This window comes from Prosthecobacter fluviatilis (assembly GCF_055388355.1).
Window position 1 is genome coordinate 2,773,044 of sequence record NZ_AP043782.1, and the last position, 26,062, is coordinate 2,799,105.

The following is a 26,062-nucleotide window of genomic DNA, read 5'->3' on the forward strand; positions in this document are numbered from 1 at the left end:
TCAGTCCAGCACGTAAACCGCCACCGGCAGCTCACGCAGCAGCGAGGCCACAGCATGCGCTGTTTCACTGATGACAAATCTTGCCCCGGTGAAAAGCTCGCACACCTCCCTGCCAACAAACTCCTCCGGCCATTCCAATGCCGTGTCCCCCCAGAGCTCTCCCACCGGTGGGAAGCCGATGCGGGCGGTCAGTCGCGGGACGATCACGACCAGCGCCACGGCTTCAGCCCGGCGCATAAACGCCACGCAGGAATCCCTGAAGACACCGGTGGTGTTCAGGGAGCTGAAACTCCCCTGCATGAAGAGAGCGGCGTGATTGCGCCGGAAATTCAAAAGCCGCTGTGTGACGTGCAGTTTGACACGGCCATCTCGCCACTCTTTCAGCAGCACCGCAGGCGCAGCCTCTGCCAGAGAAGAGAGCGCAGCACGCCGTGCTTGATAATCGACCAGCCGTCGGTTGTCCGGATCCACCAGGCTGAAGTCCCACAGCTCGGTGCCCTGGTAGGTGTCAGGCATGCCGGGCACAGTCGCCTTGAGCACAGTCTGCGCGAGGGAGTTGACCATCCCCAGCTGAGCCACCCGCTCTGCCAGCAGTTTGAAGTTGTCCAGAAAGCGGTTGGCCCCGGCTCGGAGCAGCTTCGCCACAAACTCACGCACGGCGTTCTCCCACTCTTCGTTCGGCTGCACCCAGCTGCTGTTGACCTTGGCCTCTTTGATGGCTTTGATCAGGTACTGCTGGATGCGGCCGAGGTAGTCGGCCCTCGCCGCCCTGTCCATGGGCCCCAGCGGCCAGGTGCCCAGCAGTGTCTGGTAAATGAGATATTCCTCGTTCGCATCCGGTGCCATCTCTCCCTCGATCTCGCGCTTGTGCCGGCGGTTGATCGTCTGCCACCGACGCAGCGCCTTGCGCCACTCCGTGGCCAGCTCTGAAAGCGCGGCGATGCGCGTCCGCACATCTTCGCTGCGCTTGGTGTCATGCGTGGAGGTGGCCAGCATGCAGTGCGGGTGCTCGCGCAGACGTGCGGCGCACTCGCTGAAAAACTTCTCCTGGGACACCGCAAAATGGTGCGGCTCCCCTCCGACCTCATTGAGCGCGACGAGCCTGTTGTAAATGTAGAAGCTGGTGTCCTCCACCCCCTTGGCCATGATCGGGCCCGTGCACTGCTGAAACTTCATCACAAAGTGCATGTGCTCGGCACGGGTCTGCTCATCGATGTTCTCCGGAAATTTCTTCAGCAGAATCTCACCAAGAAAATCAAACATCGAACGCTCGATGCCGGGATTGCGCCGCTCAGCCAGCCTCACCGCACGCCTCACCGCAAGAGCATCCTCAGCGCTTGGCTCCTGATCTGGCGTGACATAGGTGCGGTAAACAGGAAAACAGGCGATGACTTCCCGCACAGCCGTGGTCAGCGCATTCAGTGTGAAGTCTCGGTACCAGCGGTTTTTCTCCGACAGCCGGTCCAGCATGAAAGCCAGCACATTGATCTCGCTCGCAAGCGCGAGCCGCATCACAAGCTGCTTCCTGTGATAGGCGGTCTCCGTGAAGCTCGCCTGGCTTCCAGTGAATTTGGCATAGCTCTCCGTCAGCGCTTTTTCAGCAGCCGGATCTGTCAGCAGCCGGATCACCTGGTTGGCAAACTCATACCCCGTGGTACCATGCACGGGCCAGTCAGGGCGCAGGCGCTCATCGCCCAGCAGAATTTTTTCCACCACAAGGTACATCGGCAGCTTTTTATCCCTTCCAGGCAGCAGCCCGGACGCACGCGACTGCAGCAGCGCCAGATATTCGGCGGGATTCCACAGACCGTCCACGTGATCAATGCGCACGCCATCCAGAGAACCGCTGGCGATCAGCTCAAGCAGCAGACGGTGAGTCGCTTCGAAAACCTCCGGCAACTCCACACGGATGGCGGCGAGTTCGTTGATGTCGAAAAAGCGCCGGTAGTTGATCTCCTCAGCCGCCACGCGCCAGAAGCTCAGCCGGTAGGCCTGCGCAGTGAGCAGTTCGTCAAACGCATCAAAGCTGCGCGCATCCCCTGGCCTGCCTTCGATCTCACGCAGCGTGGTGTTGATGGCCTCGACCAGCTGCGGGCATTCATCACACCGCCGCAGCAGCCGCCTTTTGATGATCTCCTTTTCACGCAGACGTTCGGCGATTTTTTCCGGGTCTGTCTCGGTGCGCGGCGGCAGGTGCTCCAGCGCGGTGATGACGCTTTGAAACTCCGCCTGAAAATCCTCAGTCACCCCCATCTCCGCCAGTTTGAGCAGCGCTGGCACAAGGATCAGCGCATACGTGCGCGGAGCGATCGGCAGCCGCGTCTCAAAGTAACGCAGAAAAAAAGCCCCCGACTCGAATTCCAGCTTGAACTCGCCCCGCTCCAGCACACGCCCGTACTGGTCTCCCAAAATCGGGAGCAGCACGCGGTTGTTGAGGTCGCTTTTCAGCGGCCGCCAGTCGATGTCAAAATGCGGGGCAAACACAGAGCTTGGGCCGTTCTCCAGCACGTCCGTCCACCACGTATTCACCGGCGAGCCGATCCCCATGTGATTGGGCACAAAATCGACAATCTGCCCCAGCCCATGCGCATGCAGCTCCGCCACAAACTCCTCATACTCAGCCCGTGTGCCGATCTCAGGATTCAGCTCATTGTGGTCCCCGATGTCGTAGCCATGCAGGCTCCCGGGACCCGCTCGGAAAAAAGGCGAAGCATACACGTGGCTGATGCCGAGCTCTCGCAAATACGGCACAAGATCCCGCGCCTGCCGGAAAGTGAAGTGCTTGTTAAACTGCAGGCGGTAGGTCGCGGAGGGAATGGGTAGGCGGTCAGGAATCATTTTATTTTTTGCATCACGATCAGCTCAGGACGGGTCAGCTCCACACGGCCGTCCGCAGGATCAAAGCTCACGCTCTCGCAGCCGCCAAAGCGCGGTTCGTTGGTTGAAAGAAGGATTCGCCACCGCCCCTCTGGCAGCTCGACCGCCGCTGCTGCACTTGAGAGGTGCGCCATGACAAGCCATTCACAGTCTCGGCCGCAATACCTCAGCATCACCGCTCCGGCATTCGTCACCTCCCAGCCTTCCCGCCCTGCCGGCCTCAGCGCAGGCTCCCCCGCACGCAGTCGCAGGCACTCACGATACAAGACCAGCAGCTCGCGATGCGGAGACCGCAGCCGTTCATCCCAGTCCAGCTTTGAACGCGTGAAAGTCTCAAAGCTCTGAGGATCGGGGATCGTCAGCGCCGTTTCAGGATCACGAAACTCGGGAAATCGTGCAAACTCCCTACGTCTCCCCTCGGTGACGAGGTGGCCGAGCTCGTCATGATGGTTGGTGAAATACAGGAAGGGTGCCTTCGCCCCCCATTCCTGCCCCATGAACAGCATCGGCGTGGCCGGGACCAGCAGCAGCAGGGCGCTCGCAGCACGATAAGCTTCCGGCGTTGTCAGCTGATGCAGACGCTCGCCAAAGGCACGGTTGCCCGCCTGGTCGTGATTGCTGATGCAGAGGAGAAATTTTTCCGGGGGCAGGTGCCCCGCCTCGCTGCCACGGGGCTTTCCCTGGTGCCTGCTCAGCTGGCCTCGGTAGTGCCAGCCTTGCTGCAGTTCGTCCGCCATCTCCTCAGCGGTTCCTGTGAAATCATCTTGGTAGGATCTGTCCCCCAAAGCCACCTGGATGGAGTGGCAGAAATCGTCGGCATACACCGCGTCCATTCCAAGCCCCTCCGGCGTGATCACCGCCGCCAGATTGCGCTCGTCTTCGGCAATCACAAACGCGCCACGCGCATGCGCAGCCTGTGCGATCTCCGCGAGCAGGTGCGGCGATGACTTGTCAAGAATCGCATGCGTCGCATCCAGCCTCAGTCCGTCGAAATGGAACTCATCAAGCCAGTACTCCGCATTGGAAAGGAAGTACTCGCGCACCACCGCGTGCCGCTGGCCGTCGAAATTCAGCGCGGCTCCCCAGGGGGTGTGCACATCGTCATTGAAGTAAAAGCGGCTGTACACCCCGAGGTAGTTCCCGTCCGCCCCAAGGTGGTTGTACACCACATCCAGCACCACTGCGAGCCCCAGCGCATGGGCGGCGTCCACCAGCGCCTTCAGCTCATCCGGCCTGCCATAGCAGCGCGCGGGCGCAAAGAGGCTCACACCGTCATAGCCCCAGTTTCGGGTGCCGGGAAAATCCGCCACAGGCATGATCTGCAGCGCCTTGATCCCCAGCTCGCACAGATAAGGCAGCTTCTTGATCGCAGCGGCAAAAGAACCCTCAGGCGTGAAAGTGCCGATGTGCAGCTCATAGATGACGAGATCTCTCAGCTGCGGACGCCTCCAGCCCGCATCCCCCCATGCGTACGCATGCGGGTCGGTCACCTCAGAAACTCCGTGCACTCCCTCTGGCTGAAACCTTGAGGCCGGGTCTGGAAACGGCCCGTCACCGTCCACCATGTACTGGTATCTGTCTCCTGCCATGCCGGCCGCATCCGTTGCGGCGTGGTAGCCTTCTGCATCTTTTGTCAGCATCATCGTCCGCACCTTGCCCCCGCCTCCAGGCAGTATTCTCACCTCCACCTGCCGCCGTTCCGGCGCCCAGATGCGGTAGCGCACGCCTCCGGTGGTCAGATCGGCGCCCTGCGGACGCAGCCTGGACAGGCCACCGCTCATGCCTCGGTGCCTCCGTTTAAGATGCTCGTAATGCCACGGACCGGAATGTAAATCCACTGAGGCCGGTTGTTGAGCTCGTAGCAGATTTCGTAGACCGCCTTCTCCAGCAGATATGCATCGATCAGCATTTTCAGCGTTTTCTCGGACTCAGGCAGAAAGGCGGCTCCCTTCGCGGCACCGAGGTAGGCTTCCAGAAAGTTGTCACTGACACGCCTGACCCAGATTTCCGCCCACTTTTCCAGCGTCTCCGTCTCCCCGGCACGCAGTCCATGCTGCTGCGCCAGTGCAGTGTGCGCCGCATAATGAAACGAACGCAGCATGCCTGCGACATCACGCAGCGGCGAGCGCTTGATGCGGCGCTCGCTCAGCGGGCGCGCAGGCTCTCCCTCAAAGTCGATGATGCAAAAATCCCGCCCCGTGTTCAGCACCTGGCCCAGGTGGTAGTCGCCATGATGGCGGATGCGCGCGGCGCTGATCTTGTGCTCCAGAATGCGCGCCTGCCGGCCCAGGATTTCATCCTCCCGCCGCAGCAGCGCCTCCGCCTCCTCGCGGCAGACATCTGGAAGAGCCGCCAGCTGGTGACGCAGCAGATGGCTCATGCGCCTGGTGCCTGAGCGCATGGATTGGTAAAGCGACCGCTGGTAGAGCCCGGTGAACTCCTCGGGCGCAAAGCTGGGATCCTCCGCGTCTGCCGCCAGCGCCAGATGCATCTGCGCCGTGCGCTCTCCCAGCTGCCGGACGCGTTCAGGATACACCCCGCCTACAATTTCGTCGATCAGCTCCGGCATCACGACCTCGCAGCTCCCCGGTGGCTGTGCCAGCACGCGCTCATGCGTCAGCACGCGCTCGTAGTAGCGGCCCAGCGCCCCCAGAGTGTGTTCCCAAGCGTCGCCCTCGTTTGGCACATTCGCCACCAGCAGCGCCAGCACACGTGGTTCCGCGCCCTGCACCCGGTACTCGATCGCTCCGCAGTACCCGGGTACATTCGCAAAGCCTTGCCGCTCGCTGAGAAATCTCAGCAGTTCGGCATCAGGATTCTGGCCGGCCTCCGGCTTGCGGTAGATTTTCAGGAAGTAACGCCCGTCATAGATGATCGCAGAGTTGCTTTGCTCAGCCCGCAGCGCACGCGATGGCAGCGGCAGCACCAGGTCCGCAGCCTGCTCCTTGAGCGCTCTGCCGCAAATGCCGGCCAGTTCGCCTGCGCCCCCCTTCAGCCGCTTCTCCCCCAGAATGATCTCCAGCAATCCTGCACGAAAACTCTCGTCGTCCAGGGCATCAAACAACACCCCTTCCCCCTCCTCTGAGGCAAAGCGCGCCACCACAGCTTCGGAGGCCTCGCCAGCGGCGGCCAGTTGCAGCGGCAGCAGGTAGAGTTCAGGCGGCACCTCAAAGTAGTTCACCTGGAGAAAGGCCAGCCTTCCCGCATCACCGCCCGTCGTGGCCTGTCCCAGGGGGACCATCTCTGTCACCTGCACACTGCGCAGGGCATGTGCCTTGCCGCCAAACCAGCGGCAGTGCTGCAGGCACTCCGGCAGCGCATGCTCGGTGAAGGCATGGCTGTGGAGTGCTGCCATCACACTCGTCCATGTGGGGGGCTGTCCCACCTGCGGCGGCGTGAACGCCACACCGATGCGCTGCGGCTCGGCGTTCGGCTCCAGCGTCAGCCAGAGATAGTCATGCGGCCCCATCGTCATGAAATAGGGCGTCGCGGCAATCACAGGAAAACGGTTGTGGCTGAACACCTCCATCGGCCTCAGCCCCTGCCACTGCGCCAGGTCCAGCTCCACGGTCTGGGCAAAGCGCGACAAATTCGCCACGACCAGGATCTTCTCCTCCTCAAACTCCTTCACAAATGCAAGCACTCGCGGATTGCTTGACGGCAGGAACACCATGCTGCCACGGCCAAAAGCCCTGTATCTCTGGCGCATGGCCACCGTGCGGCGCGTCCACCACAGCAGGGAGGATGGATTGCGCTCCTGCGTCTCCACGTTCACCGCCTCATAGTGGTATTCCGAATCAATGATCACCGGGAAATAGAGCTGCTGCGCGTTCGCCCTCGAAAAGCCCGCGTTCCGGTCCATGCTCCACTGCATCGGCGTGCGCACCCCGTTGCGGTCCCCCAGGTAGATGTTGTCCCCCATCCCGATCTCATCGCCGTAGTAGATGATGGGCGTACCCGTCAGTGAAAGCAGCAGCACATTGAGCAGCTCGATCTTCCGCCGGCTGTTGCGCAGCAGCGGTGCCAGCCGGCGGCGTATGCCCAGGTTGATCCGCGCCCTCTGGTCCGCCGCATACACACGGTACATGTAGTCCCTCTCTTCATCCGTGACCATCTCCAGCGTCAGCTCGTCATGGTTGCGCAGAAACATCGCCCACTGCGAGTTCGCAGGGATCGCCGGCGTCTGTTCCAGAATGTCGATGATCGGAAAGCGGTCCTCCATCTGCAGCGCCATGAAAAGACGCGGCATCACCGGAAAGTGAAAGGCCATCGAGCACTCGTCCCCCTCCTTGCCAAAATAGGCCGCAGCCTCCTCGGGCCACTGGTTGGCCTCTGCCAGCAGCATGCGGTTGGGAAACTTGCTGTCGATGTGCGCCCGCAGCCGTCGCAGGATGGCATGCGTCTCCGGCAGGTTTTCACAGTTCGTTCCATCCCGCTCGATCAGGTAGGGCACGGCATCCAGCCGCAGACCGTCCACCCCCATTTCGAGCCAGAAGTCGATGGTTTCAAACATGGCCTTCTCCACCTCTGGATTGTCCCAGTTCAGATCCGGCTGGTGCGCATAAAAGCGATGCCAGTAGTACGCGTTCGCCACCGGGTCCCAGGCCCAGTTCGAATGCTCAAAGTCCTTGAAGATGATTCGTGCGTCACGGTAAAGCTCCGGCGTGTCACTCCACACATAGAACTCACGCTCCCTCGATCCCCGGCCGGCCCTGCGTGCACGCTGAAACCACGCATGCTGGTCGCTGGTGTGGTTGAGCACCAGCTCTGTGATCACACGCATGTTGCGCCGGTGCGCCTCATCCAGGAATTCCTGGAAATCCGCCAGTGTCCCATAGACAGGATTGACAGCCCGGTAGTCAGCCGTGTCGTAGCCGTCATCCCGCAGTGGCGAAGGGTAAAACGGCAGCAGCCACAGCGCCGTCACCCCGAGTTGTTCAAGATAATTCAGCTTTGAGATCAGCCCCCGGAAATCGCCGATTCCATCCCCGTCCCCATCGCAGAATGCACGCACATGCAGCTGATAAATGATGGCATCTTTAAACCACAATGGATCGCTCATGGGTACAGGTGCCGCACTCGGCGGAAAGATGCAAGGCTCCATGCCCGCCCTGGCGCATCCTAGCCCCCGTCCCTTATGCCCTGCTAAGCCAAAAATTTGCCACACTCTAAACCGCTGGCAGCAGCCTCCTGAGCGCAAAAAAAATGAGGCGGCCGTTTCCGGCCGCCTCAAGACTCCAACCAAAGAACTCTCCGCTGCTTTACAGGTAGTCGTTCACCAGGTTTTCCATCATCTCCTGGCGACCACTGCCGAGGAGCGGCTCGCCGTTGGCAAGCACATGCGCTTCGAGTTCTTCGAAGCCGACTTCGCCCTTCTCGATCTTCGCACCGATGCCGCTGTCGTAGCTGCTGTAGCGCTGCTTGATGAAGGCGTCGATACGGCCGTCTTCGATCATCGCGTGCGCGATCTTCAGACCACGTGCAAAGGCGTCCATGCCGCCGATGTGGGCGTGGAAAAGATCCACCGGCTCAAAAGACTCGCGACGGCACTTGGCGTCGAAGTTCAGACCACCGGTGGTGAGACCTCCCATCTTGAGCACTTCCAGCATGATCTCGGTGGTGAGGTAGATGTTGGTCGGGAACTGGTCGGTGTCCCAACCGATGAGAGTGTCACCGGTGTTTGCATCGATAGAACCCAGCGCGTTTGCGGCGATGGCCACCTGCATCTCATGACGCATGGAGTGCCCGGCAAGCGTGGCGTGGTTCGTTTCAAGGTTCAGCTTGAAGTGCTCCAGCAGGTTGTGCTCGCGCAGGAAGTTCAGGCACGCCGCCGCATCCGAATCATACTGATGGGTCGAAGGCTCACGTGGCTTCGGCTCGATGTAGAACTGGCCTTTGAAACCGATCTTCTTCTTGTACTCCACCGCCATGTGCAGCAGGCGCGCGAGGTGGTTCACCTCACGCTTCATGTCGGTGTTCCACAGCGTGGCGTAGCCTTCGCGGCCGCCCCAGAAGGTGTAGCCTTCACCACCGAGTCGATGCGTCACATCCATGGCCTTTTTCACCTGCGCGGCGGCATAGGCAAACACTCCGGCGTTCGGGCTCGTGGATGCACCCTGGCAGTAGCGTGCATGGGAGAAGAGGCAGGCCGTGCCCCAGAGCAGCTTCTTGCCCGTCTGCTTCTGCGCTTTTTCCAGCTCATCAGCCACCGCGTCAAAGGCGGCGTTGCTCTCGGCCAGCGTGTCGAGCTCAGGAGCCACATCGCGGTCATGCCAGCAGTAGTAGTCCACTCCCAGCTTTTCCATGAACTCAAAGCAGGCCCACACACGGCGCTGCGCGTTGGCCACGGAGTTGCTGCCGTCATCCCAGGGCCGCTGCGCGGTGCCGCCGCCAAATGGATCGGACAGCGAGTTGCGCATGGCGTGCCAGTAGGCGACCGCAAAACGCATCTGCGAGCGCATCGTTTTGCCGCCGACGATTTCGTCAGGATTGTAATGCTTGAAGGAGAGCGGGTTCCGGCTCTTGGGTCCCTCGTACTGAATTTTAGGGATGTCTGGGAAGGCGTCGTTCATGGTAGGACTGGCAAGGGAGACGAAACAGGGCGCTGTGCAACTGGTTCGTCAGCCCACCGCCGGACAGTTTTTAGGCCAAATTGGACACGCCCCCTCCATTCAAAGCGCCTTCCGGTTCGTCTCCTCCGCCAGCCACACAGACACCAGGGTGATCACAGCCATCACGATCAGATACACCGCCACCGGCCAGGGTTTGCCACCCGACTGCTCCAGCAGCGCGGTGGCGATGAGCGGCGCCAGCCCCCCTGCCAGCGGCGAGGCGAGCTGATACCCCAGCGACGCCCCGCTGTACCTCACCCGCGTACCAAACAGCTCCGAAAAAAACGCCGCCTGCGGACCATACATCGCCGCATGCCCCGTGAGACCGATGACCACCCCCAGAATGACCAGCCCCATCTGCCGCGTCTCGATCATCCAGAAAAACGGAAACGCAAAGAGCAGCAGAAACAAGGCCCCGCCCAGGTACACCGGCCTTCTGCCGACGCGGTCAGACAGCGCACCAAACATCGGGATGGCGGCCAGCTGCACGGCCGAGCCTGCGAGCACCGCATTCAGCAGGTCCTCATTCTTCAGCCCCAGCTGCTGCGAGCCATAGCTGAGCACCAGCACGGTGAAAATGTAGAAAAAAGCATTCTCCGCAAACCGCGCCCCCATGGCCACCAGCACATTGCGCGGGTGATCTTTGATCACCGCCAGGATGGGCACCTTTGGTCCAGCATCCTCCGCCTTGGCCTGCGTAAAAACCGGACTCTCGATGATCTTCAGCCGGATGAACATGCCCACCCCCAGCAGCAGCACCCCCAGCAAAAATGGCACACGCCATCCCCACTCAAGAAAAGCCTGCGGCTCCATCGAGGAGGTCAGCTTGAAAACCGCATTCGCCAGCAGCAGCCCCACCGGCACGCCCGCCTGCACCCAGCTCGCATAATAGCCTCGCCTGCCAGTGGCCCCATGCTCCACCGCCATCAGCACCGCCCCGCCCCACTCCCCACCGACCCCAAAGCCCTGGATGAAGCGCAGCAGCACCAGCAGCACCGGCGCCCACACACCGATCTGCGCATACGTCGGCAGCAGCCCGATCAGCACCGTGGCCACCCCCATGAGCATCAGTGTCGTCACCAGCATGGATTTGCGCCCCAGCTTGTCTCCAAAATGCCCGAACACAATGCCCCCCACCGGCCGCGCAAAGAAGCCCACCGCATACGTCGCAAAGGCCGCCATCGTCCCGGCCAGCGCGTCAAAATTCGGGAAGAACAGCTTGTTAAACACCAGCGCCGACGCCGTGCCATAAAGAAAAAAATCATACCACTCGATGGTGGTGCCAATGAAGCTGGCGATAACGACGCGGCGGGTGCTGTTGGGATCGGACATGGCTTTGACACTCAGGCTGAAGGCTGGCGGAGCGCAGGACAAGCCTAAAAGCACATGACTGCCTCCGGCATCACTACGGGGTAACCGATGACAGGTTTTTCACATGATCTGCACCTCCTCTGCAGTTTTGATGCGCTTCCCTCTCTTGCAAAATTTCATCGTCCCTGAATCCAAACAGGCCCGGCGGTGTTCCACTTTCACCATGAAGACTGCCCTCCTACTTGCTCTGGTCTCCCTGCTCGGTGTCACCGCCCTTCGCAGCCAGTCCGCAGACGCCCCAGTGGATTTCGACAAAGCCCGCCAGCTTTTCGAAAAACGCCAGAGTGGCGGCACGCTCACCTCAGAAGAAGCCGCCTTTTTGGAACGCGCCAAGGCGGCCCATCAGGCCCAGATGCAGAAAAGCGGCAGCAGCCAGCCATCCGCGCAAGGGCAGGATGGAATCGACTGGCAGAGGGCCCAAGCCCTGCACCGCCGCGAGCAGAACGGCGAGAAACTAAGCGCGGAAGACCAGAAGTACCTCGACCACGCCAAGGAGGTCCGCAGTCGCGGCGGCAATCGCGGAGGCGGCGGCCGCCCCTCCAATCAGCGCCAAGCCCCCGACTCATTAACGCCCCTCACCGACATGACCGCCGAGGACAAGTATGAAGGCGAAGACGGCGGCCTCTACGGCAAAGGCGGCAACGAGCCACCCGAACCCCTCAAAAAATCCGCCACAGAAGCACTCGCCCAGATCAAGCCCCTCGATGCCGAGGGCAAGCCCTCCGAAAGCGGCAGGATCGCGCTCGTCTCCATCAGCATGTCAAACGCCACTCAGGAGTTCTCCGTCTTCAAAACCATCGCAGACCAGGACTCCCGGAAATCCGACAAAGTTACGATCGTCGATTGTGCGCAGGGAGGCCAGACCATGGCCGCCTGGGCCCAGCCCGAAGGCCGCCCATGGCCTGAGGCCATGAACCGCCTTCAACGCGCCGGGATCAGCCCTCAGCAAGTGCAGGCGGCCTGGGTCAAGCTCGCCAATGCCGGCCCCTCAGGGTCCAAAACCGAGCACCTCGCCACGCTGGAGGCAGACACCGTCAAAGTCTTGCACCTTCTCAAAGAGCGCTTCCCCAATCTCCGCATCGCCTACCTCGGCAGCCGCATCTATGCAGGCTACGCCACCACCGGCCTCAATCCCGAGCCCTACGCCTACGAGGGAGCCTTCGCCGTCCGCCACCTCATCCAGCAGCAGTCTGGCGGGGACGAATCCCTCGCCCTTGCCAAATCCCCTCTCCTCCTCTGGGGGCCCTATCTTTGGGCCGATGGCGAGAAAGGCCGCAAGTTCGACGACCTCAAATACACCAAGGAAGACTTCGGCCCGGACGGCACCCACCCCAGCAACAGCGGCCGCGAGAAAGTCGCTCACCAGTTGCTCGAATTCTTCGCCACGAACCCTCTCGCCAAAAGCTGGTTTGCGAGGTGATCTCCCTCGACCGCCTACTTCCCTGTCAGCTTGTTCCACAGCTTCCGCGCAGTCGATGGGGCCTGCGCATCATGCTGAGACGCCTGCCCATGCTGGCCCCGCGGCGAAGCATTTGCGGATGAAGACGAACGGCGCTCGCCGCCCCCCTGCGGTCTGCCGCGCCCGCCCTGGCCGCTCGGACGCCATTCGCTCTGGCTGCCCTGGCCACCGGATCGGCTTCCACCCTGTCCACCAGAGCGTCCGCCACCGCCACCCTGCCCATGCCGCTGCTGCCCACCCTGTCCTTGCGGGCGGCGCTGTTGAAACTGCCTCTGCTGCTCACGCCGTTCCAGCCTTTCATCGCCGGTAGGCGCAGGCGCTGCGGCACTGTAGTCAAACCCCTCCGCACGCTTGCGGATGAGTCCACGGTTGATGAATTTCTCCAGCTTGCGCAGATCCGCAGCCTCATCCTGTGAAACAAAGCTGATCGCGTCGCCGATCGCCTGCGCACGCCCCGTGCGGCCGATGCGGTGCACGTAGTCCTCCACGATGTGCGGAAAGTCAAAGTTCACCACATGCGAGATGCCGTCCACGTCGATGCCACGCGCCGCGATGTCCGTGGCCACCAGCACGCGCACCGTGCCCGTCTTGAAATCATCCAGAGCGCGCAGGCGCTGGTTCTGCGAGCGGTTGGCATGCAGCGTGGCGCAGCGCACCCCGCTCTGCTCCAGCTTTTTCGCGATCTTGTCCGCCCCGTGCTTCGTGCGGCTGAAGACCAGCACCATCTGCATTTTTTCGTCTTTCAGCAGGTGCATGAGCAGGCTCAGCTTCAGGTGCTTCTGCACTTCATACACCAGCTGCGTCACCGTCTCTGCCGGGTTCGAGCGCTTGCCTATCTGCACAATCTTCGGCGAATGCTGAAACTCATGCGTCAGGCTCTCGATCTCCTTCGAAAGCGTGGCTGAAAACATCAGCGTCTGGCGCTTCTTCGGCAGCTGGTTGATCACCCGGCGGATGTCTGGCAGGAAGCCCATGTCCAGCATGCGGTCCGCTTCATCGAGCACAAGATGCTCCAGCTGGGAAAAGTCCGCACAGCGCTGCGCCATCAGGTCCAGCAGCCGTCCCGGGCAGGCGATCACGATGTCACTCCCCGCACGCAGCGCGTCCTTCTGCGGTTTTTCACCCACACCACCATACACCTTGGCAATCTTCAGCGGCAGATGCTTCGCATACGCCAGCACGTTTTCCTCGATCTGCGCCACCAGTTCCCGGGTTGGCGCCAGCACCAGCACACGCGTGCGCCGCCGCTGCCCCTGCGGAATCGGGTTGGCAGCCAGCCGGGTCAGGATCGGCAGTGTGAACGCCGCAGTCTTGCCTGTGCCAGTCTGGGCGATGCCGATCACATCTCCTCCTTGGATGACCGTCGGAATCGCAGCCGCCTGGATGGGAGTGGGTTCCGTGTAACCGGCTTCTTGAATGGCTGTAAGGATGTGGGAGTCGAGACCGAGTGAGCTAAAAGACATGCACGTCCCTCTTAGTCCCCGATGGGGGCATTGGCAATCATCCGTTTCCGCCCCCTTGCCTCAGCCCTTGGCCGCATCCGCCGCCCGCCACAGGTACCACGCCGCCAGCGTACGATGCGGCTGCCAGCGCTCGGCCAGCTCACGAAATGCCTTCGGCTTCGGCATTTCCTCCAGTCCCTTGACCACGCGCCAGCCATTCCTCACCCCGTAGTCATCGCTCGGAAACACATCCGGCCTGCCCAGCGTGAAAATCAAGAGCATCTCCACCGTCCAGCGCCCGACACCACGCACCGCCACCAGCCTCTCGATCAGCTCCTCGTCGCCGAGCCTCAGCGCCGCCGCCCGCCCGGGGATCTGCCCGCTGAGCGTCTTGGCGGCGATGTCCCGGATCGCGAGCATCTTGCCCGTGGAAAAGCCGCAGCCGCGCAGCTCCTCATCCCTCGCATTCAGCACCTGCTCCGGCTTGGGAAACCGTGACTTCGGAAACAGCGCCCTGAAGCGCCGCAAAATCGCCTCCGCCGCATTCGCATGCAGCTGCTGATGCGCCACCGCACTCACCAGCGCCTCATAGGGCGGCCGTTTCTGCGCAGCCAGCTGACAGGGGCCATGGGCCTTGATCAGCCTTCGCATGACAGGACAGCGCTTGGAGAGTTCGGCTTCAGCCTCAGAATGCATGAGCGGACATCATTGCGACATCGAAACAAATGCAAGGTTGATTCAGTACTCGGATTCGGGTTTGACTCGTATCTCTCGCAGTATCGGTCACACGCGAAGCCATGGCAAAACTCACCTTTGTTCTCGAAGACTGCCAGGAAATCGTCGTCCCCATTTCGGACCATCTGACTCTCGGACGCTCGGAGGACAATGACGTCGTCGTCGATGACGAACGTGTCTCAAAACACCACGCCGAACTGGTGAGCAATGCGGACGGCAGCATCCAGCTGTTTGATTCCAGCTCCACCGCCGGCACTTTTGTCAACGGCGAGCGTGTCCACAGCCGCACCATCCACCCAGGAGACAGGCTCGCATTTGGCCCGCTCACCGCCGTCTTCGATCTCGCAGCCCCTCACACCCACGGCTCCCACCACACTCCATCCCCCCGGCCATCAGGAGACGAAACGCAGGCCGTGACTCTCGATCTGCCGGTCAAAGCCGGCAAGCTCGCCACTCGCAACCGCAGAAGAAGAGGCAGGCTGGACTCCGCCGGTCCCGGGCATGCGAACCATCAGGAGGCCACAGCCCTTCTGGAGGCAGAAAAAACGCTCCTGCTATCCGAGGTGGACGCCATTCGGAAAGAACTGAGCAGCCTGCAGCAGCAGTCCGCAGCAGAGCGCGCCGAACATCTTGCCCACATGGAATCTCTCCGCTCTGGTGAAGAGCACCTGGCCGGCGTCAAGACGGCGATCCGCGAGGCAGAAATGACACATGACGGCTGGATCAAGTCCATCCAGGATCTGACCACCCGCCACCAAGAGCAAACCGCCGCCCTGCAGCGCAGCATCGAAACCTCTCAGGCTGAGGAGGATAAACGACGCGAACGGCTGGCCGAACTTGAGCACAGGCTCGCCGAACTCCGTGCCGACATCATCGAGGCAGAGCGTCAGCGCAGCGAGCTGCGCCAGCAGGCGGACCTGGCTCACGCCGAACTCAAAAACTTTGAAGCCGCCATTGATCGCATCTCCAAAAAAACAGCCGATTGAGGCACTGTTTCTGCATCATTCGCCCGCACATGCAAATGCCTGATTGATTACACACGTTTCATCGACTTTGCTGCGCCAGTTTCAACGCTAAATCCCCCCATGGCCAAAATCACTTTCGTGCTCGAAGACGGACAAGAAGTGGTGGTTCCCCTCAAGGAACACATCACCATCGGACGTGACGAGAACAACGACATCATGGTCGATGATGAGCGCATTTCTTTGCATCATGCCGAGATCGTCCAAAACGCCGACGGCAGCCTCCAGGTCTTTGATCTCAAGTCCACCGCAGGCACCTTCGTCAATGGCGAGCCCCAGCTCAGCTGCACCCTTCTCCATGGAGACACCATCGCTTTTGGCCCCCTCGTAGGCACGCTCGATCTTGAGCTCCCCGCCGCCAGCCCCCTGGCCGCCGCTCCTCCGGCTTCCACCACGGCTCCAGCTCCCCTCCCGCCAGCACCGGCCTCTTCAGACAAGGCCCATCACGAAGACATCGCCAGACTGGAGTCCGAAAAAGCACGGATCAAATCCGAGATCGCTGCCGCTGAAAAGGAGCTTCGCGACTGGCAGCAGCGCGCCGAAAAAGAGCGCGAACTGCATCTGGCACGCGTGGAGTCCCTGCGTGCGGAGGAGGCAAAGCTCGCCCCCGTCAAAGCCGCTGTGCAGCAGGCGACAACGGCACACCATGAGTGGCTTGAAACCATCAGCGCCCTGACGCGCCAGCACGAGGATAAAACTGCGGCCCTCGAGCGTCTCAACACCCAGCATTACGAAAAGTCCACCGAGGTCCAGCGCCTCACCGCCGCAGCAGCTACAGCCCAGCAGGAAATCGAAATCCTGGCCGCTCAAAAGGAGGAGGCCGCAGCCCGGCTCAAACAGGTGCGCGATGAATGCGAGCAGGACGAGGCATTGCTGAACTCTCTGCGCCAGCAGATCATCGAGCATGAAAAGCGCATCGCAGAAGAGGAGGCCAGGCACACCTCTCTCAGCACCGCCACTGCGGAGCTCACTGCCAGGCACCAGCGGGAGGAAGCTGCCGTCAAAGACCTTGAATCTCTCCTCATGTCTCTGGAGCAGCGCTGTGCCGCAGCCGAGGCCTCGCTGCAGCGCCTCCAGGAAGAACTCGCCGCTGGCGAAAAACAGCTGGCCTCTCGCTCCGCAGAGCTCGCGGCATGCACCGCCGCGCTCGCAGCTGAAACCAGCCGTCACGAAGAAGCCAGAACCAAGCGCGTCGAATTGGATCAGCTCAATCAGGACCTCGCCACCGCAAAGCAGCAGCTCTCAGACGCCAGACTGCGTCTCGCGGCTGTCGAGCAGCGCTACCGCGACGCACAGGCAGGCAGCTCGCAAATCGCCGCCCCGAAACGCCAGCCCGCCCAGGATGCGGCCACTCCTGCCGAACCAGAAAACACCGTGCTCACCTCCCAGGTCGAAGCCGCACGCCGCGAACTCGCTGAACTCGAGGCGAAGATCGCATCTCTGCGCCCTCTCGCCGCAGGTCCTGCAGACCCAGCGGCACAGCAGGCTTCCGGTGCTGCGCCCCCCGTTGTGGTCCACGTCGAGACGATCCGCCTTGCCCCGGTCCCGATCAAGTCAGAGCGCACCCGGGGCCCTGGCACCCAAAAAGCCGCCGCGCGCGCCTGAGCCGGCCAGCAGCTCACACCTTCACCAGGGCCAGCTCCGCGTCAGTCACACATCACCCCAGGTGCTTTTTCAGAAACCCCACGAGGCCTTGCGCCACGTGCGTCACCTGCTTGGCCGCACGTTCATCCTTCAGTGCGCCGCTCTCATCAAAGACTTCATGCGCCTTGGGCACGGCCACCTGGTCCGGCAGCACGATGACACCGATGTTGCCCAGAATCGCACGCAGGTGCACCAGCCCCCTCAGCCCGCCGAGCGCCCCTGGAGAGGCGCTCATCAGGGCAGCCGCTTTTCCGCGAAAGGCCGCCAGAGCAGGCTCCTCATCCGTCTCAGCTCGCGACACCCAGTCCAGGGTGTTCTTGAGCACGGCGGTGACTGAGCTGTTGTATTCAGGCGATGAAATCAGCAGCGCATCATGCTCACGAAAGATCGCCTTCAATTTTTTCGCATTCTCAGGCAGCCCTTGCTCATCTTCCAGATCACCGTCAAACAGTGGCAGCGGGTAGTCTCGCAGATCCAGCAGCGTGACCTCGGCACCGGCCGCACGAGCCGCCTCGGCGGCGTGGCGGACCAGCTTCTTGTTGTAGGATGCTGCGCGGGTGCTGCCTGCAAACGCAAGGACTTTGGGAGTGCTCATTCCCATGGATACCTGCACACGCCAAAACCGCCAGCCAAGAGTGAGCTTTCAGCGTTGTCAGGCACCTCTTTTCTGTGAAGGTTGGCCCCATAATGAAGATTGACGCCCTGGCCCGCCTCGAACGTTACGCTAAACGCATCGCGGAAATAGCCGCCGTTCTCGGCAAATATGGGCTCGCGGACCTGTTCGGGGGCTTCAAACACTCCTGGCTTCAGGACCGCCTCAAAAGCGCTGACGGCCAGTCTCTCACCACCGGCGTGACTCAGGCGGCCCGCGTGCGCATGGCCCTCACAGAGCTCGGCACCACCTTCATCAAGCTCGGCCAGATGCTCAGCACCCGCGCAGACCTCCTCGGCGCGGACCTGACCGAGGAGCTCTCCCAGCTCCAGGCCAATGTGCCCGCAGACACCGCTGCCGTCGCTCGCGCGACGATTGAGGCTGAGCTCGGCCTGCCTATTGAGCAGCTCTTTGCCTCCTTTGACGACACCCCTCTCGCCGCCGCCTCCGTGGCCCAGGTGCATGCCGCACGCCTTCACACCGGCCATAGCGTCGTAGTCAAAGTGCGCCGCGCGGGCGTCGCCGAACAGGCCGCCACGGATGTGGAGATCGTCCAGGCCCTCGCCGAGCTTCTGGAAAAGCACTCCCCTGCCCTGCGCTCCTACCAGCCGCTGGCTGTTGTGCGCCAGTTCCGCCGCACCCTGCTTCGCGAACTCGACCTCACCTACGAGCGGCAAAATCAGGAGGAGTTTGCACGCAATTTCGCCGACGACCCGACCGTCTGCATCCCCGAACTCTTCGGCGAGCTCTGCTCCCACCAGGTCGTCACCATGCAGCGCCTGGATGGCATCGTCGGCACAGACATCGAGGCCCTGCAGCAGTCCGGCGTGGATCTCGGCAAATTCGCCAAACGCGGCGCCAACATGTACCTCGAAATGGTCTTCCGCGACGGCTTCTACCACGCTGACCCTCATCCCGGAAACCTCATCCTCCTCCCAGGAAACATCGTCGGCGTCATCGACTGCGGCATGGTCGGCCGTATCGACGAAGACCTCCGCGACGAGGTCGAGGCCCTCCTGCTCGGCATCGTGGAAAACGACTCCGAGCTCGTCGCAGAGCAGGTCCTCCGCCTGGGCTCCGTACCACCGGACTGCGCTCGTGACAAACTGCGCGCAGACCTCCAGGAGTTCATGGAGGACTACACCGGCCATCCTCTCAATGACATCCAGGTCGGTGCGGCCTTGAGTCATCTCGTCGAAATCATCCGCAGCCATCACATCGTCCTCCCCCCCTCGCTCGCGATGCTGCTGAAGACCCTCATTGTGCTGGAAGGCACCTCCCGGCGCTTCAGCCCGGACGTGAGCCTGGCCGAGCTCATGCAGCCCTACTGCACGCGCCTCCTGCTGCGCCGGTTTTCCCCAGGCCGCATCGCCAAGCGCGCCCGCCGCTCCTTCCGCGTCTGGAATCGTCTCCTCACCGCCCTCCCACGTGATCTCACCGACCTGCTCGCCCGTTTCCGCGACGGCTCCTTCACCGTTCACATCGACCACCGCCACCTCGACCCCATCGTCAACCGCCTCGTCCTCGGCATCCTCACCGCAGCCATCTTCCTCGGCTCCAGTGAACTGTGGAGCCGCCAGGCCGCGCCGCTGCTCTACGGCATTTCCATCTTTGGCGCCCTCGGTTATGCTCTGTCTCTCTTCCTTGGCTGGCGTCTCCTTCGCGCCATCAAGAAATCGGGGAACATTCAATCCAAGGACTGAATTTCATGCATGTCTGAATCTTCACGAATTATGACCGATTCTTGACAGCTTGCCCTCTTGACCTGCCCTCCGTCCCCACCGTAAACCTTTCGCCGACTCCAACCTAGCTCCCCCACCCATGTATTTCCTCGGCATCGACAGCGGCACGCAAAGCACCAAGGCCATCGTCCTCGACCTCGACTCGGGCAAAATCGTGGCCGCCGGCCACAGCTCCTATGAATTGATTGACGGCCTGCCCCCAGGCCATCTGGAGCAGGACCCGCAGTCATGGATCGACGCGGTGGACGCCTCCGTGCAGCAGTGCCTGGAGCAGATCGGCAAGGACAGGACCAAGATCGCCGGCATCGGCGTCAGCGGCCAGCAGCATGGACTCGTGCCACTGGGGGCGGACGACAGGCCCGTGCGTCCCGCCAAGCTCTGGTGTGACACCTCCACCCAGGCTCAGTGCGCCGAGATCGCCCATCAGTTCGGCGGCCAGCCCGGCGTCATCGCCCTCGCCGGCAATGCCATGCTGCCCGGTTACACCATCCCCAAGCTGCTCTGGCTCAAGCAAAACGAACCGGAGAACTTCGCAAAGACGAAGACCATCCTGCTCCCCCACGATTACATCAACTTCTGGCTCAGCGGCGTGAAGCGCATGGAATACGGAGACGCCTCCGGCATGGGCATCCTCAACGTGAACACCCGCCAGTGGGCCTATGAAATCTGTGATTACATCGATCCCTCCGTGCGCGCCATGCTGCCTCCGCTCGGCTCTTCCAAATCCGTCCACGGCACCATCCGCAAGGACCTCGCCGTCAAGTGGGGCCTGAACTCCGATGTCATCATCAGCGCCGGCGGCGGCGACAACATGATGGGCGCCATCGGCACAGGCAACATCAAGCCCGGCGTCGTCACCGCCAGCTTCGGCACCAGCGGCACCCTCTACGGAGTGGCCGGCTCTCCCGTCGTCGATGGTCAGGGCGAAGTCGCCGCCTTCTGCGACAGCACAGATCAATGGCTCCCGCTCGTCTGCACCATGAACGTCACCGTCGTCACCGAGCAGGTGCGCGAGATGTTCCAATGGGATCTGAGCCAGCTCGAGGCCGCCGTCAAAACCGCCCCCGTCGGTGCCGATGGCGTCATGTTCCTGCCTTACCTCAACGGCGAGCGCACCCCCAACCTCCCCAATGGCACCGGCGTCATCCATGGCCTCCGTCCCACCAACATGGCCCCGGCAAACATCGCCCGTGCCGCCGTTGAGGGCGCCACCCTCGGCCTCGCCTACGGTCTCAAGCGCTTCCGCGATCTCGGCATGAACCCGACCGAAATCCGCCTCACCGGCGGCGGCAGCAAAAGCAGCGTCTGGCGTCAGATCGCCGCAGACTGCTTCAATGCCGAAGTCGTCACCCTCAGCACCAGCGAAGGTGCCGCCCTCGGCGGAGCCATCCAGGCCGCCTACGCCCACTCCAACCAGGGCGGCGCTGAACGCATCAGCTACGAGCAGCTCTGCGCGCGGCTCGTCACTCTGGATGAGTCCACACGCTGCAAACCCAACCCCGAAAATGCCGCTCTCTATGCCGCACAGCTTGAGCGCCAGATGGAGCTCACCGGCCGTCTCAACCAAACCGGCTGGCTCTAAACGCCTGACTTCTTCATGAAACCAACCGTCCGCACACACCCAAACGCCGTCGTCATCGAACTTGAGGGCGAGGCCGATCTGGCGACCGTCCCCGAATTCCAGAAAGTCGTGCGCGAGCAGATGAAGGCCGGCGTCAGGCGGCTCATCATTGACTTCGCCAAGGTCACCTTCGTCAACACCCCCGTCTGGGCGGTTGTGGTGGAGTACTTTCAGCACGCCAGCAGCGCAGGCACGGAATTTGCACTGACCGGCATCCAGGGCCGTGTGGATGCCTCTTTCAAAATCGTTCGCCTGGGCGACTTCATCACCCACCTGCCCACCGTGGAGGCCGCTCTCGACGCCGCTGACCTGACAAGCAAACGTTAGTCCCTCTCCCCCGCCCATGAACGAAGCGTTCCGCCAATACTTCGGACTGTGCGGAAGCCTGCTCTACTGGCTGTTCATCGCCCCGTTTCGAGGCAGGGGCTGGCGTATCGGTCATACCTTTGCCCAGCTCGTGCGCATCGGCGTGCACGCCGTCCCCATGTCTGCGCTCACCGCCCTGACCATCGGCGTGGTGCTCGCCATGCAGTCGGCAGCCCAGCTTGCCAAGATGGGCGCCACGGTTTTCGTTCCCGGCCTCGTGTCCTCCAGCCTCGTGCGCGAGCTCGCCCCCCTCGTCACCGCGGTCATCGTCATCGGTCGCAGCGGCTCCGCAGTCACCGCAGAGCTTGGCACCATGAAGGTCTCGGAGGAGATCGAGGCTCTCGAGGTCATGGCCATCTCTCCCATGTCCTGGCTCATTGTCCCGCGTTTCCTCGCCATGGTCATCATGCTCCCATTGCTCACCGTCTTCAGCATCTACGTCGGGCTCGCCGGTGGCTGGCTCATCGGCCACTTCTCCCTTCACATGTCCACCGCCTACTTCGTGAATCATGCTCTGCATTACATCGCTTTGCGCGATGTAGGCATCAGCATGCTCAAAAGCGGCGTCTTCGGCATCCTCATCGTCACCATCGCCAGCAGCATCGGCCTCAATGTCTCCGGCGGGGCCGAGGGCGTCGGCCTCGCCACCACGCGCTCTGTCGTCATCTCTCTGCTCAGCGTTTTCATCGCCAACGCCCTCCTCACCGCGCTGTTCTTTTTCTGATGCACGCCGTTCCTCCAGATCCCTCCGGCGGCGAACCGATCATCGAGGTCGATTCGCTCGTGCGCTATTTCGGTCGGCAAAAGGTTCTCGACGGCGTCAGCTTCAAAGTTTACGCCGGGGACACCTTCATCATCATGGGCGGCAGCGGCTGCGGCAAGAGCACCCTCCTGCGCCACCTCATCGGCACCGAAAAGCCCACCTCCGGCAGCATCAAAATCTTCGGCCAGGAGATCACCTCCATGCACCCGGACGCAATGCACAAGCTCCGCGGCCGCTACGGCATGCTCTTCCAGTCCGGCGCTCTCCTTCAGTCTCTCACTGTCGCAGAAAACGTCGCACTGCCTCTGCATGAACACACGCAGCTCGACGCCGGCCTCATCGACACCGTCGTCAAAATGAAGCTCGAGCAGGTCGGTCTCACCGGCCACGGCCACAAAAAACCCTCCGAGATCAGCGGCGGCATGAAAAAGCGCGCCGCCCTCGCCCGCGCTCTCGCCTTGGACCCGCCCCTTGTCTTCAGCGACGAGCCCACTGCCGGACTCGACCCCGTCATGACCGCCGTCGTCGATGAGCTCACCCAGCGGCTCACTCAGAAAATCGGCGCCACCGTCGTCGTCGTCACCCACGACATGAACAGCGTCTTCCGTATCGGCACCCGCATCATCATGCTCGGCACCGGCGCACATCAGGGAAAGATCCTTGCCGCAGGCACCCCCGCAGAAATTCGCGCACATCCTCACCCCGCCGTTCAGCAGTTCATCAACGGAGATCCCCAGGGCCACAGCGGCGACGACTCAGGCGAGGTCCTCTACCGCGACGCCCTCCTGGGCCTCAATGATACCGGCATGTATTCACGTTCTGCCATCCACTCCTCCAAGCCATGAAAAACAAGCAAGATGCCGCCGTGGCCACCCTGGTCATGCTGTGCTCCCTGATCCTGCTCGGCGCGCTGGTCTTCGCAGTCTCGGGCGATCCCTGGCGCAAACCCCGCCTCCATTTTTCCGTCGATTTTGCCGACGTCACCGGCATTCATCGCAACACCACCGTCCTCTTCGCAGGCGACAAAATCGGCGTCGTTGAACGCATCGAACACCTGCCCCCCGCAGACCGCATTCTTCAGAGCAACACCGTTCGCGTTCACATCGAAGTCTTCAAACCCGCCCCCATTCCCTCCAGGCTCAAAGTCATCATCAGCGCCGAATCCATCCTCGGTGAAAAGCACATCGCCCTCATTCGCCAGGACGACGAAGAGGGTCTGCTGGCAGACGGTGCCCAGCTCACCTCCACCAGCCTCGGCAGCATGCTGGAAATGATGCTGCCCGGCGGCGACGCCATTTTTGCCAATCTCAGGGACATCACCGCCGACCTCAAAAAAATCACCGGCCCTCTTGGACAGGGAGACGCCTCTCAAAAAATCACCGACTCGCTGGCCAACATCGAAGCCTTCACCCAGCAGCTGAAAACCACCTTCGCGGGCGACGGCAAAACACCCGGCTTCGGCCAGAAGATCCATGCCGTGGCCGACAAGCTCGAAGAAACCGCCACAGGCATCCAGGAACTCGTCAAAGGCCCCAAGGGCGCGGCAGACAAAGGCCTCGCCAGCCGCGCAGACACCATCCTTGCCAACCTCGAAAGCTTTTCCAAGGAGCTCCATCAGACCATCGCTGGCACACCGGACGGCAGGCCCGGCCTGAAAACACGCCTGGATGACATCACCACCGATCTCCACAAAATGCTCGGCGGCGGTGAAGACGCCTCCGGCCCGGGGCTCGAAAAGCACCTCGACACCACCATGCGCAAGATCAACACCCTCGTCGAAGAAATGAACGCCCTCGTCGTCTGGGGCGAGTACATCACCGGCACTCTCGCGGGAAAACCCAGCCGCCTGATCTTTGGCAGCAAGGAAAACGAAGTCCCCACCAAGGAGCAGATCATCGAGCACATGCGCCGCACCCACACCCCCTACCCCGTCCGTATCAAAGAACTCGACTCAAAATCCAAACCCGCCGCCTCCGGCCCCATGCCCCCAGAGAGCGCCTCCCCTGAAGACAAGAAGAAAGGACTTCTCAACTTCTTCAAACGCAATGAGTAACCCCCAGCCCATCGCCTCACGCCAGAGCGTCCTGCTCGACGTGGCACGCCGTCTCAGCAGCACACAGAACCTCGTCGAGCTCGTCGATCATATCCTCCAGCGCTCCCGCGAGGTCATGGACTGTGAAGTCTGCTCTGTCCTCCTCCCAGACGGCCCCAGCGAAGACCTCCTCATCCGCTCAACCCTTGACCCCATCAATGCCATGGAGGTCCGTGTCCCCAAGGGCAAGGGCATCGCCGGAGACGTCTTTTCCACCAAAAAAGCCGTCAACATCGAAGACGCCCTCAGCGACCCTCGTCACTTCAGACCGGCCTCCGATCAGTCAGACCTCGTCACCCGTGCCATGGTCACCATCCCCCTTCTCGATGGCGACCGCTGCCTCGGTGTCATGCAGGCGATCAATCCCAATCACGGCTCATCCTTTACCCCTCAGGACGTCGAGATGTTCGAGACTTTCGGCAGCCTCATTGCCGTGACCTTGATGCGGCTCGAATCACAGAAAAAAGCCATCCAGGAAGCTGAAACCCGGCAGCAGCTCTCCCTCGCCTCGGAAATCCAAAACTCATTTCTCCCCTCTCCCCAGGTGCGCCTCGGAGAGGTCGCAGTCGAGACTTTCTACGAGCCCGCCAGCGAAGTCGGCGGCGACTTCTATTTCTGGCATCAGATTGATGACGGCAAGATCCTTCTCGGCGTCGGCGACGTCTGCGGCAAGGGCCTGCCCGCCGCACTCGACATGGCGCGCGGCACCACCCTCATCGCCTCCACTGCCCACCTGTGTGCCACGATGAACCTCGCCGAATGGATGGCGACTTTGAACAAGCGCCTCTGCGGCGTCATGAAGGCGGGCCGCTTCATCGCCATCAACGCCATGCTCGTGTGCCCAAAGTCTCGCCGCGTGTGGCTCTGCTGTGCAGGCCTGCCCGGCGCTCAGGTGTTCGATGGCAAAGCCTGGCGGGAAGTCGCCACTCCAGGCAATGCCCCCCTCGGCATCTCCTGCGCCGCACGCTACTCGGAGACTTCGCTCCCTCTCAGCACCGGCCGTCAGTGGATGCTCTACACCGACGGCATTCTCGAAGTCCAGAACAGCGCAGGCGAATACTTTGAGGACAGGGCCTTCGCCGCCACCCTGCAGGAAGCCGGCGGCGGTGAGGGCTTTTTGCCACACCTCGTCAGTCAGTGGCTCACTTTCGCCAGAGGCTCCAGCTACCAGGATGACGCCACCATTCTTGCCATCACTGACCACTCCCCGCCCGCACCGGATGAACTCGCCCTCTCCTGCCACCCCGACACCCTGCGCCTCGTCCGCCAGTTCATCGAGACCTGGTCCGCCTACCATGGCCTCAACGACGAATTCACCGGCCTCCTCGTGCTCGGCTGTGACGAGGTGATGAGCAACATCTGCAAATATGCCTACTGCTCCTCCAGCTCCGAACGCACGGCAGCCTGCCGCATGGAGTCGTCCGCTGGCGCTGTTCGCATCCTCATTGAGCATTACGGCGCAGGCATCACCAATGAGGATTTTCAGAAGCTCGTGGCACCGCCCTCCATCGAATGCCGCATCGGCGGCCTTGGCCTTCACGTCATCAGCGAGATCTTCGACCGCGTGGATTTCCGCCGTGAGGAAGGGCGCTCCGTCATCGAGCTGGTCAAGCATTTGTAAGAAATTGCATATAGCGGTAATCGTATTGACCCCTGCGTTTGATT

The 26,062-nt window shown here is 61.9% G+C and carries 18 protein-coding genes; 10 read left to right on the forward strand and 8 right to left on the reverse strand.

Annotation, left to right across the window (positions count from 1 at the left end):
• The 5 genes from treY to ACZ5WW_RS10620 form a co-directional block, all read right to left on the reverse strand.
• Positions 1 to 2,838: a malto-oligosyltrehalose synthase gene (gene treY / locus ACZ5WW_RS10600; protein ID WP_377164378.1), complete on the reverse strand. Its 2,838-nt coding sequence runs from the start codon at positions 2,836 to 2,838 to the stop codon at positions 1 to 3.
• A complete protein-coding gene (gene treZ / locus ACZ5WW_RS10605; protein WP_377164376.1) occupies positions 2,835 to 4,658 on the reverse strand; it encodes a malto-oligosyltrehalose trehalohydrolase in 1,824 nt (607 codons plus the stop codon). The genes treY and treZ overlap by 4 nt, the downstream gene beginning before the upstream one ends.
• A complete protein-coding gene (gene treS, locus ACZ5WW_RS10610; protein WP_377164374.1) occupies positions 4,655 to 7,939 on the reverse strand; it encodes a maltose alpha-D-glucosyltransferase in 3,285 nt (1,094 codons plus the stop codon). The genes treZ and treS overlap by 4 nt, the downstream gene beginning before the upstream one ends.
• A gap of 199 nt (positions 7,940 to 8,138) precedes the next feature.
• Positions 8,139 to 9,449 (reverse strand): xylose isomerase, encoded by a 1,311-nt coding sequence (gene xylA / locus ACZ5WW_RS10615; RefSeq protein WP_377164372.1) that lies wholly within the window; start codon positions 9,447 to 9,449, stop codon positions 8,139 to 8,141.
• A gap of 99 nt (positions 9,450 to 9,548) precedes the next feature.
• Positions 9,549 to 10,820 carry an MFS transporter gene (locus ACZ5WW_RS10620; RefSeq protein ID WP_377164370.1) on the reverse strand — a complete coding sequence of 424 codons (1,272 nt, stop codon included), beginning with the start codon at positions 10,818 to 10,820 and terminating at the stop codon, positions 9,549 to 9,551.
• Between the two features lie 202 nt (positions 10,821 to 11,022).
• Here ACZ5WW_RS10620 and ACZ5WW_RS10625 point away from each other — a divergent pair, with 202 nt between their 5' ends.
• On the forward strand, positions 11,023 to 12,279 hold the full coding sequence (locus ACZ5WW_RS10625) for a hypothetical protein (RefSeq protein ID WP_377164368.1): 1,257 nt from the start codon (positions 11,023 to 11,025) through the stop codon (positions 12,277 to 12,279).
• A 14-nt stretch (positions 12,280 to 12,293) separates the two neighbouring features.
• On the opposite strand, the gene ACZ5WW_RS10630 is transcribed toward ACZ5WW_RS10625, so the two are convergent.
• Both ACZ5WW_RS10630 and ACZ5WW_RS10635 read right to left on the reverse strand, forming a co-directional pair.
• A complete protein-coding gene (locus tag ACZ5WW_RS10630) occupies positions 12,294 to 13,781 on the reverse strand; it encodes a DEAD/DEAH box helicase (RefSeq protein WP_377164366.1) in 1,488 nt (495 codons plus the stop codon).
• A 60-nt stretch (positions 13,782 to 13,841) separates the two neighbouring features.
• Positions 13,842 to 14,456, reverse strand: a complete 615-nt coding sequence (locus ACZ5WW_RS10635; RefSeq protein ID WP_377164364.1) for a DNA-3-methyladenine glycosylase family protein — start codon at positions 14,454 to 14,456, stop codon at positions 13,842 to 13,844.
• Between the two features lie 101 nt (positions 14,457 to 14,557).
• Here ACZ5WW_RS10635 and ACZ5WW_RS10640 point away from each other — a divergent pair, with 101 nt between their 5' ends.
• Together ACZ5WW_RS10640 and ACZ5WW_RS10645 are read left to right on the forward strand one after the other, a co-directional pair.
• A complete protein-coding gene (locus ACZ5WW_RS10640; protein ID WP_377164362.1) occupies positions 14,558 to 15,481 on the forward strand; it encodes an FHA domain-containing protein in 924 nt (307 codons plus the stop codon).
• 99 nt (positions 15,482 to 15,580) lie between these two features.
• Positions 15,581 to 17,122 (forward strand): FHA domain-containing protein, encoded by a 1,542-nt coding sequence (locus ACZ5WW_RS10645; protein WP_377164360.1) that lies wholly within the window; start codon positions 15,581 to 15,583, stop codon positions 17,120 to 17,122.
• A 52-nt stretch (positions 17,123 to 17,174) separates the two neighbouring features.
• Here ACZ5WW_RS10645 and ACZ5WW_RS10650 read toward each other — a convergent pair whose 3' ends face one another.
• The gene (locus tag ACZ5WW_RS10650; RefSeq protein ID WP_377164358.1) at positions 17,175 to 17,756 is read right to left on the reverse strand and encodes an NADPH-dependent FMN reductase; all 582 of its coding nucleotides are present in this window, start codon (positions 17,754 to 17,756) and stop codon (positions 17,175 to 17,177) included.
• Between the two features lie 92 nt (positions 17,757 to 17,848).
• On the opposite strand from ACZ5WW_RS10650, the gene ACZ5WW_RS10655 reads away from it, so the two are divergent.
• The 7 genes from ACZ5WW_RS10655 to ACZ5WW_RS10685 all read left to right on the forward strand — a co-directional run bounded on the left by ACZ5WW_RS10655 (position 17,849) and on the right by ACZ5WW_RS10685 (position 26,018).
• Positions 17,849 to 19,516 (forward strand): ABC1 kinase family protein, encoded by a 1,668-nt coding sequence (locus ACZ5WW_RS10655; RefSeq protein WP_377164356.1) that lies wholly within the window; start codon positions 17,849 to 17,851, stop codon positions 19,514 to 19,516.
• A gap of 118 nt (positions 19,517 to 19,634) precedes the next feature.
• Positions 19,635 to 21,137 carry a xylulokinase gene (gene xylB, locus ACZ5WW_RS10660; protein ID WP_377164354.1) on the forward strand — a complete coding sequence of 501 codons (1,503 nt, stop codon included), beginning with the start codon at positions 19,635 to 19,637 and terminating at the stop codon, positions 21,135 to 21,137.
• Positions 21,138 to 21,152: 15 nt separating this feature from the next.
• The gene (locus ACZ5WW_RS10665) at positions 21,153 to 21,503 is read left to right on the forward strand and encodes an STAS domain-containing protein (protein ID WP_377164352.1); all 351 of its coding nucleotides are present in this window, start codon (positions 21,153 to 21,155) and stop codon (positions 21,501 to 21,503) included.
• A gap of 16 nt (positions 21,504 to 21,519) precedes the next feature.
• Positions 21,520 to 22,266, forward strand: coding sequence for an MlaE family ABC transporter permease (locus tag ACZ5WW_RS10670; RefSeq protein WP_377164350.1), 747 nt, complete (start codon positions 21,520 to 21,522; stop codon positions 22,264 to 22,266).
• Positions 22,266 to 23,150 carry an ABC transporter ATP-binding protein gene (locus tag ACZ5WW_RS10675; protein ID WP_377164348.1) on the forward strand — a complete coding sequence of 295 codons (885 nt, stop codon included), beginning with the start codon at positions 22,266 to 22,268 and terminating at the stop codon, positions 23,148 to 23,150. The genes ACZ5WW_RS10670 and ACZ5WW_RS10675 overlap by 1 nt, the downstream gene beginning before the upstream one ends.
• Positions 23,147 to 24,358, forward strand: coding sequence for an MlaD family protein (locus tag ACZ5WW_RS10680; protein WP_377164346.1), 1,212 nt, complete (start codon positions 23,147 to 23,149; stop codon positions 24,356 to 24,358). Before ACZ5WW_RS10675 ends, ACZ5WW_RS10680 begins: the two co-directional genes overlap by 4 nt.
• Complete coding sequence (locus ACZ5WW_RS10685; RefSeq protein ID WP_377164344.1) at positions 24,351 to 26,018, forward strand: ATP-binding SpoIIE family protein phosphatase; 1,668 nt, start codon at positions 24,351 to 24,353, stop codon at positions 26,016 to 26,018. The genes ACZ5WW_RS10680 and ACZ5WW_RS10685 overlap by 8 nt, the downstream gene beginning before the upstream one ends.
• The last annotated feature ends 44 nt before the right edge of the window (positions 26,019 to 26,062 follow it).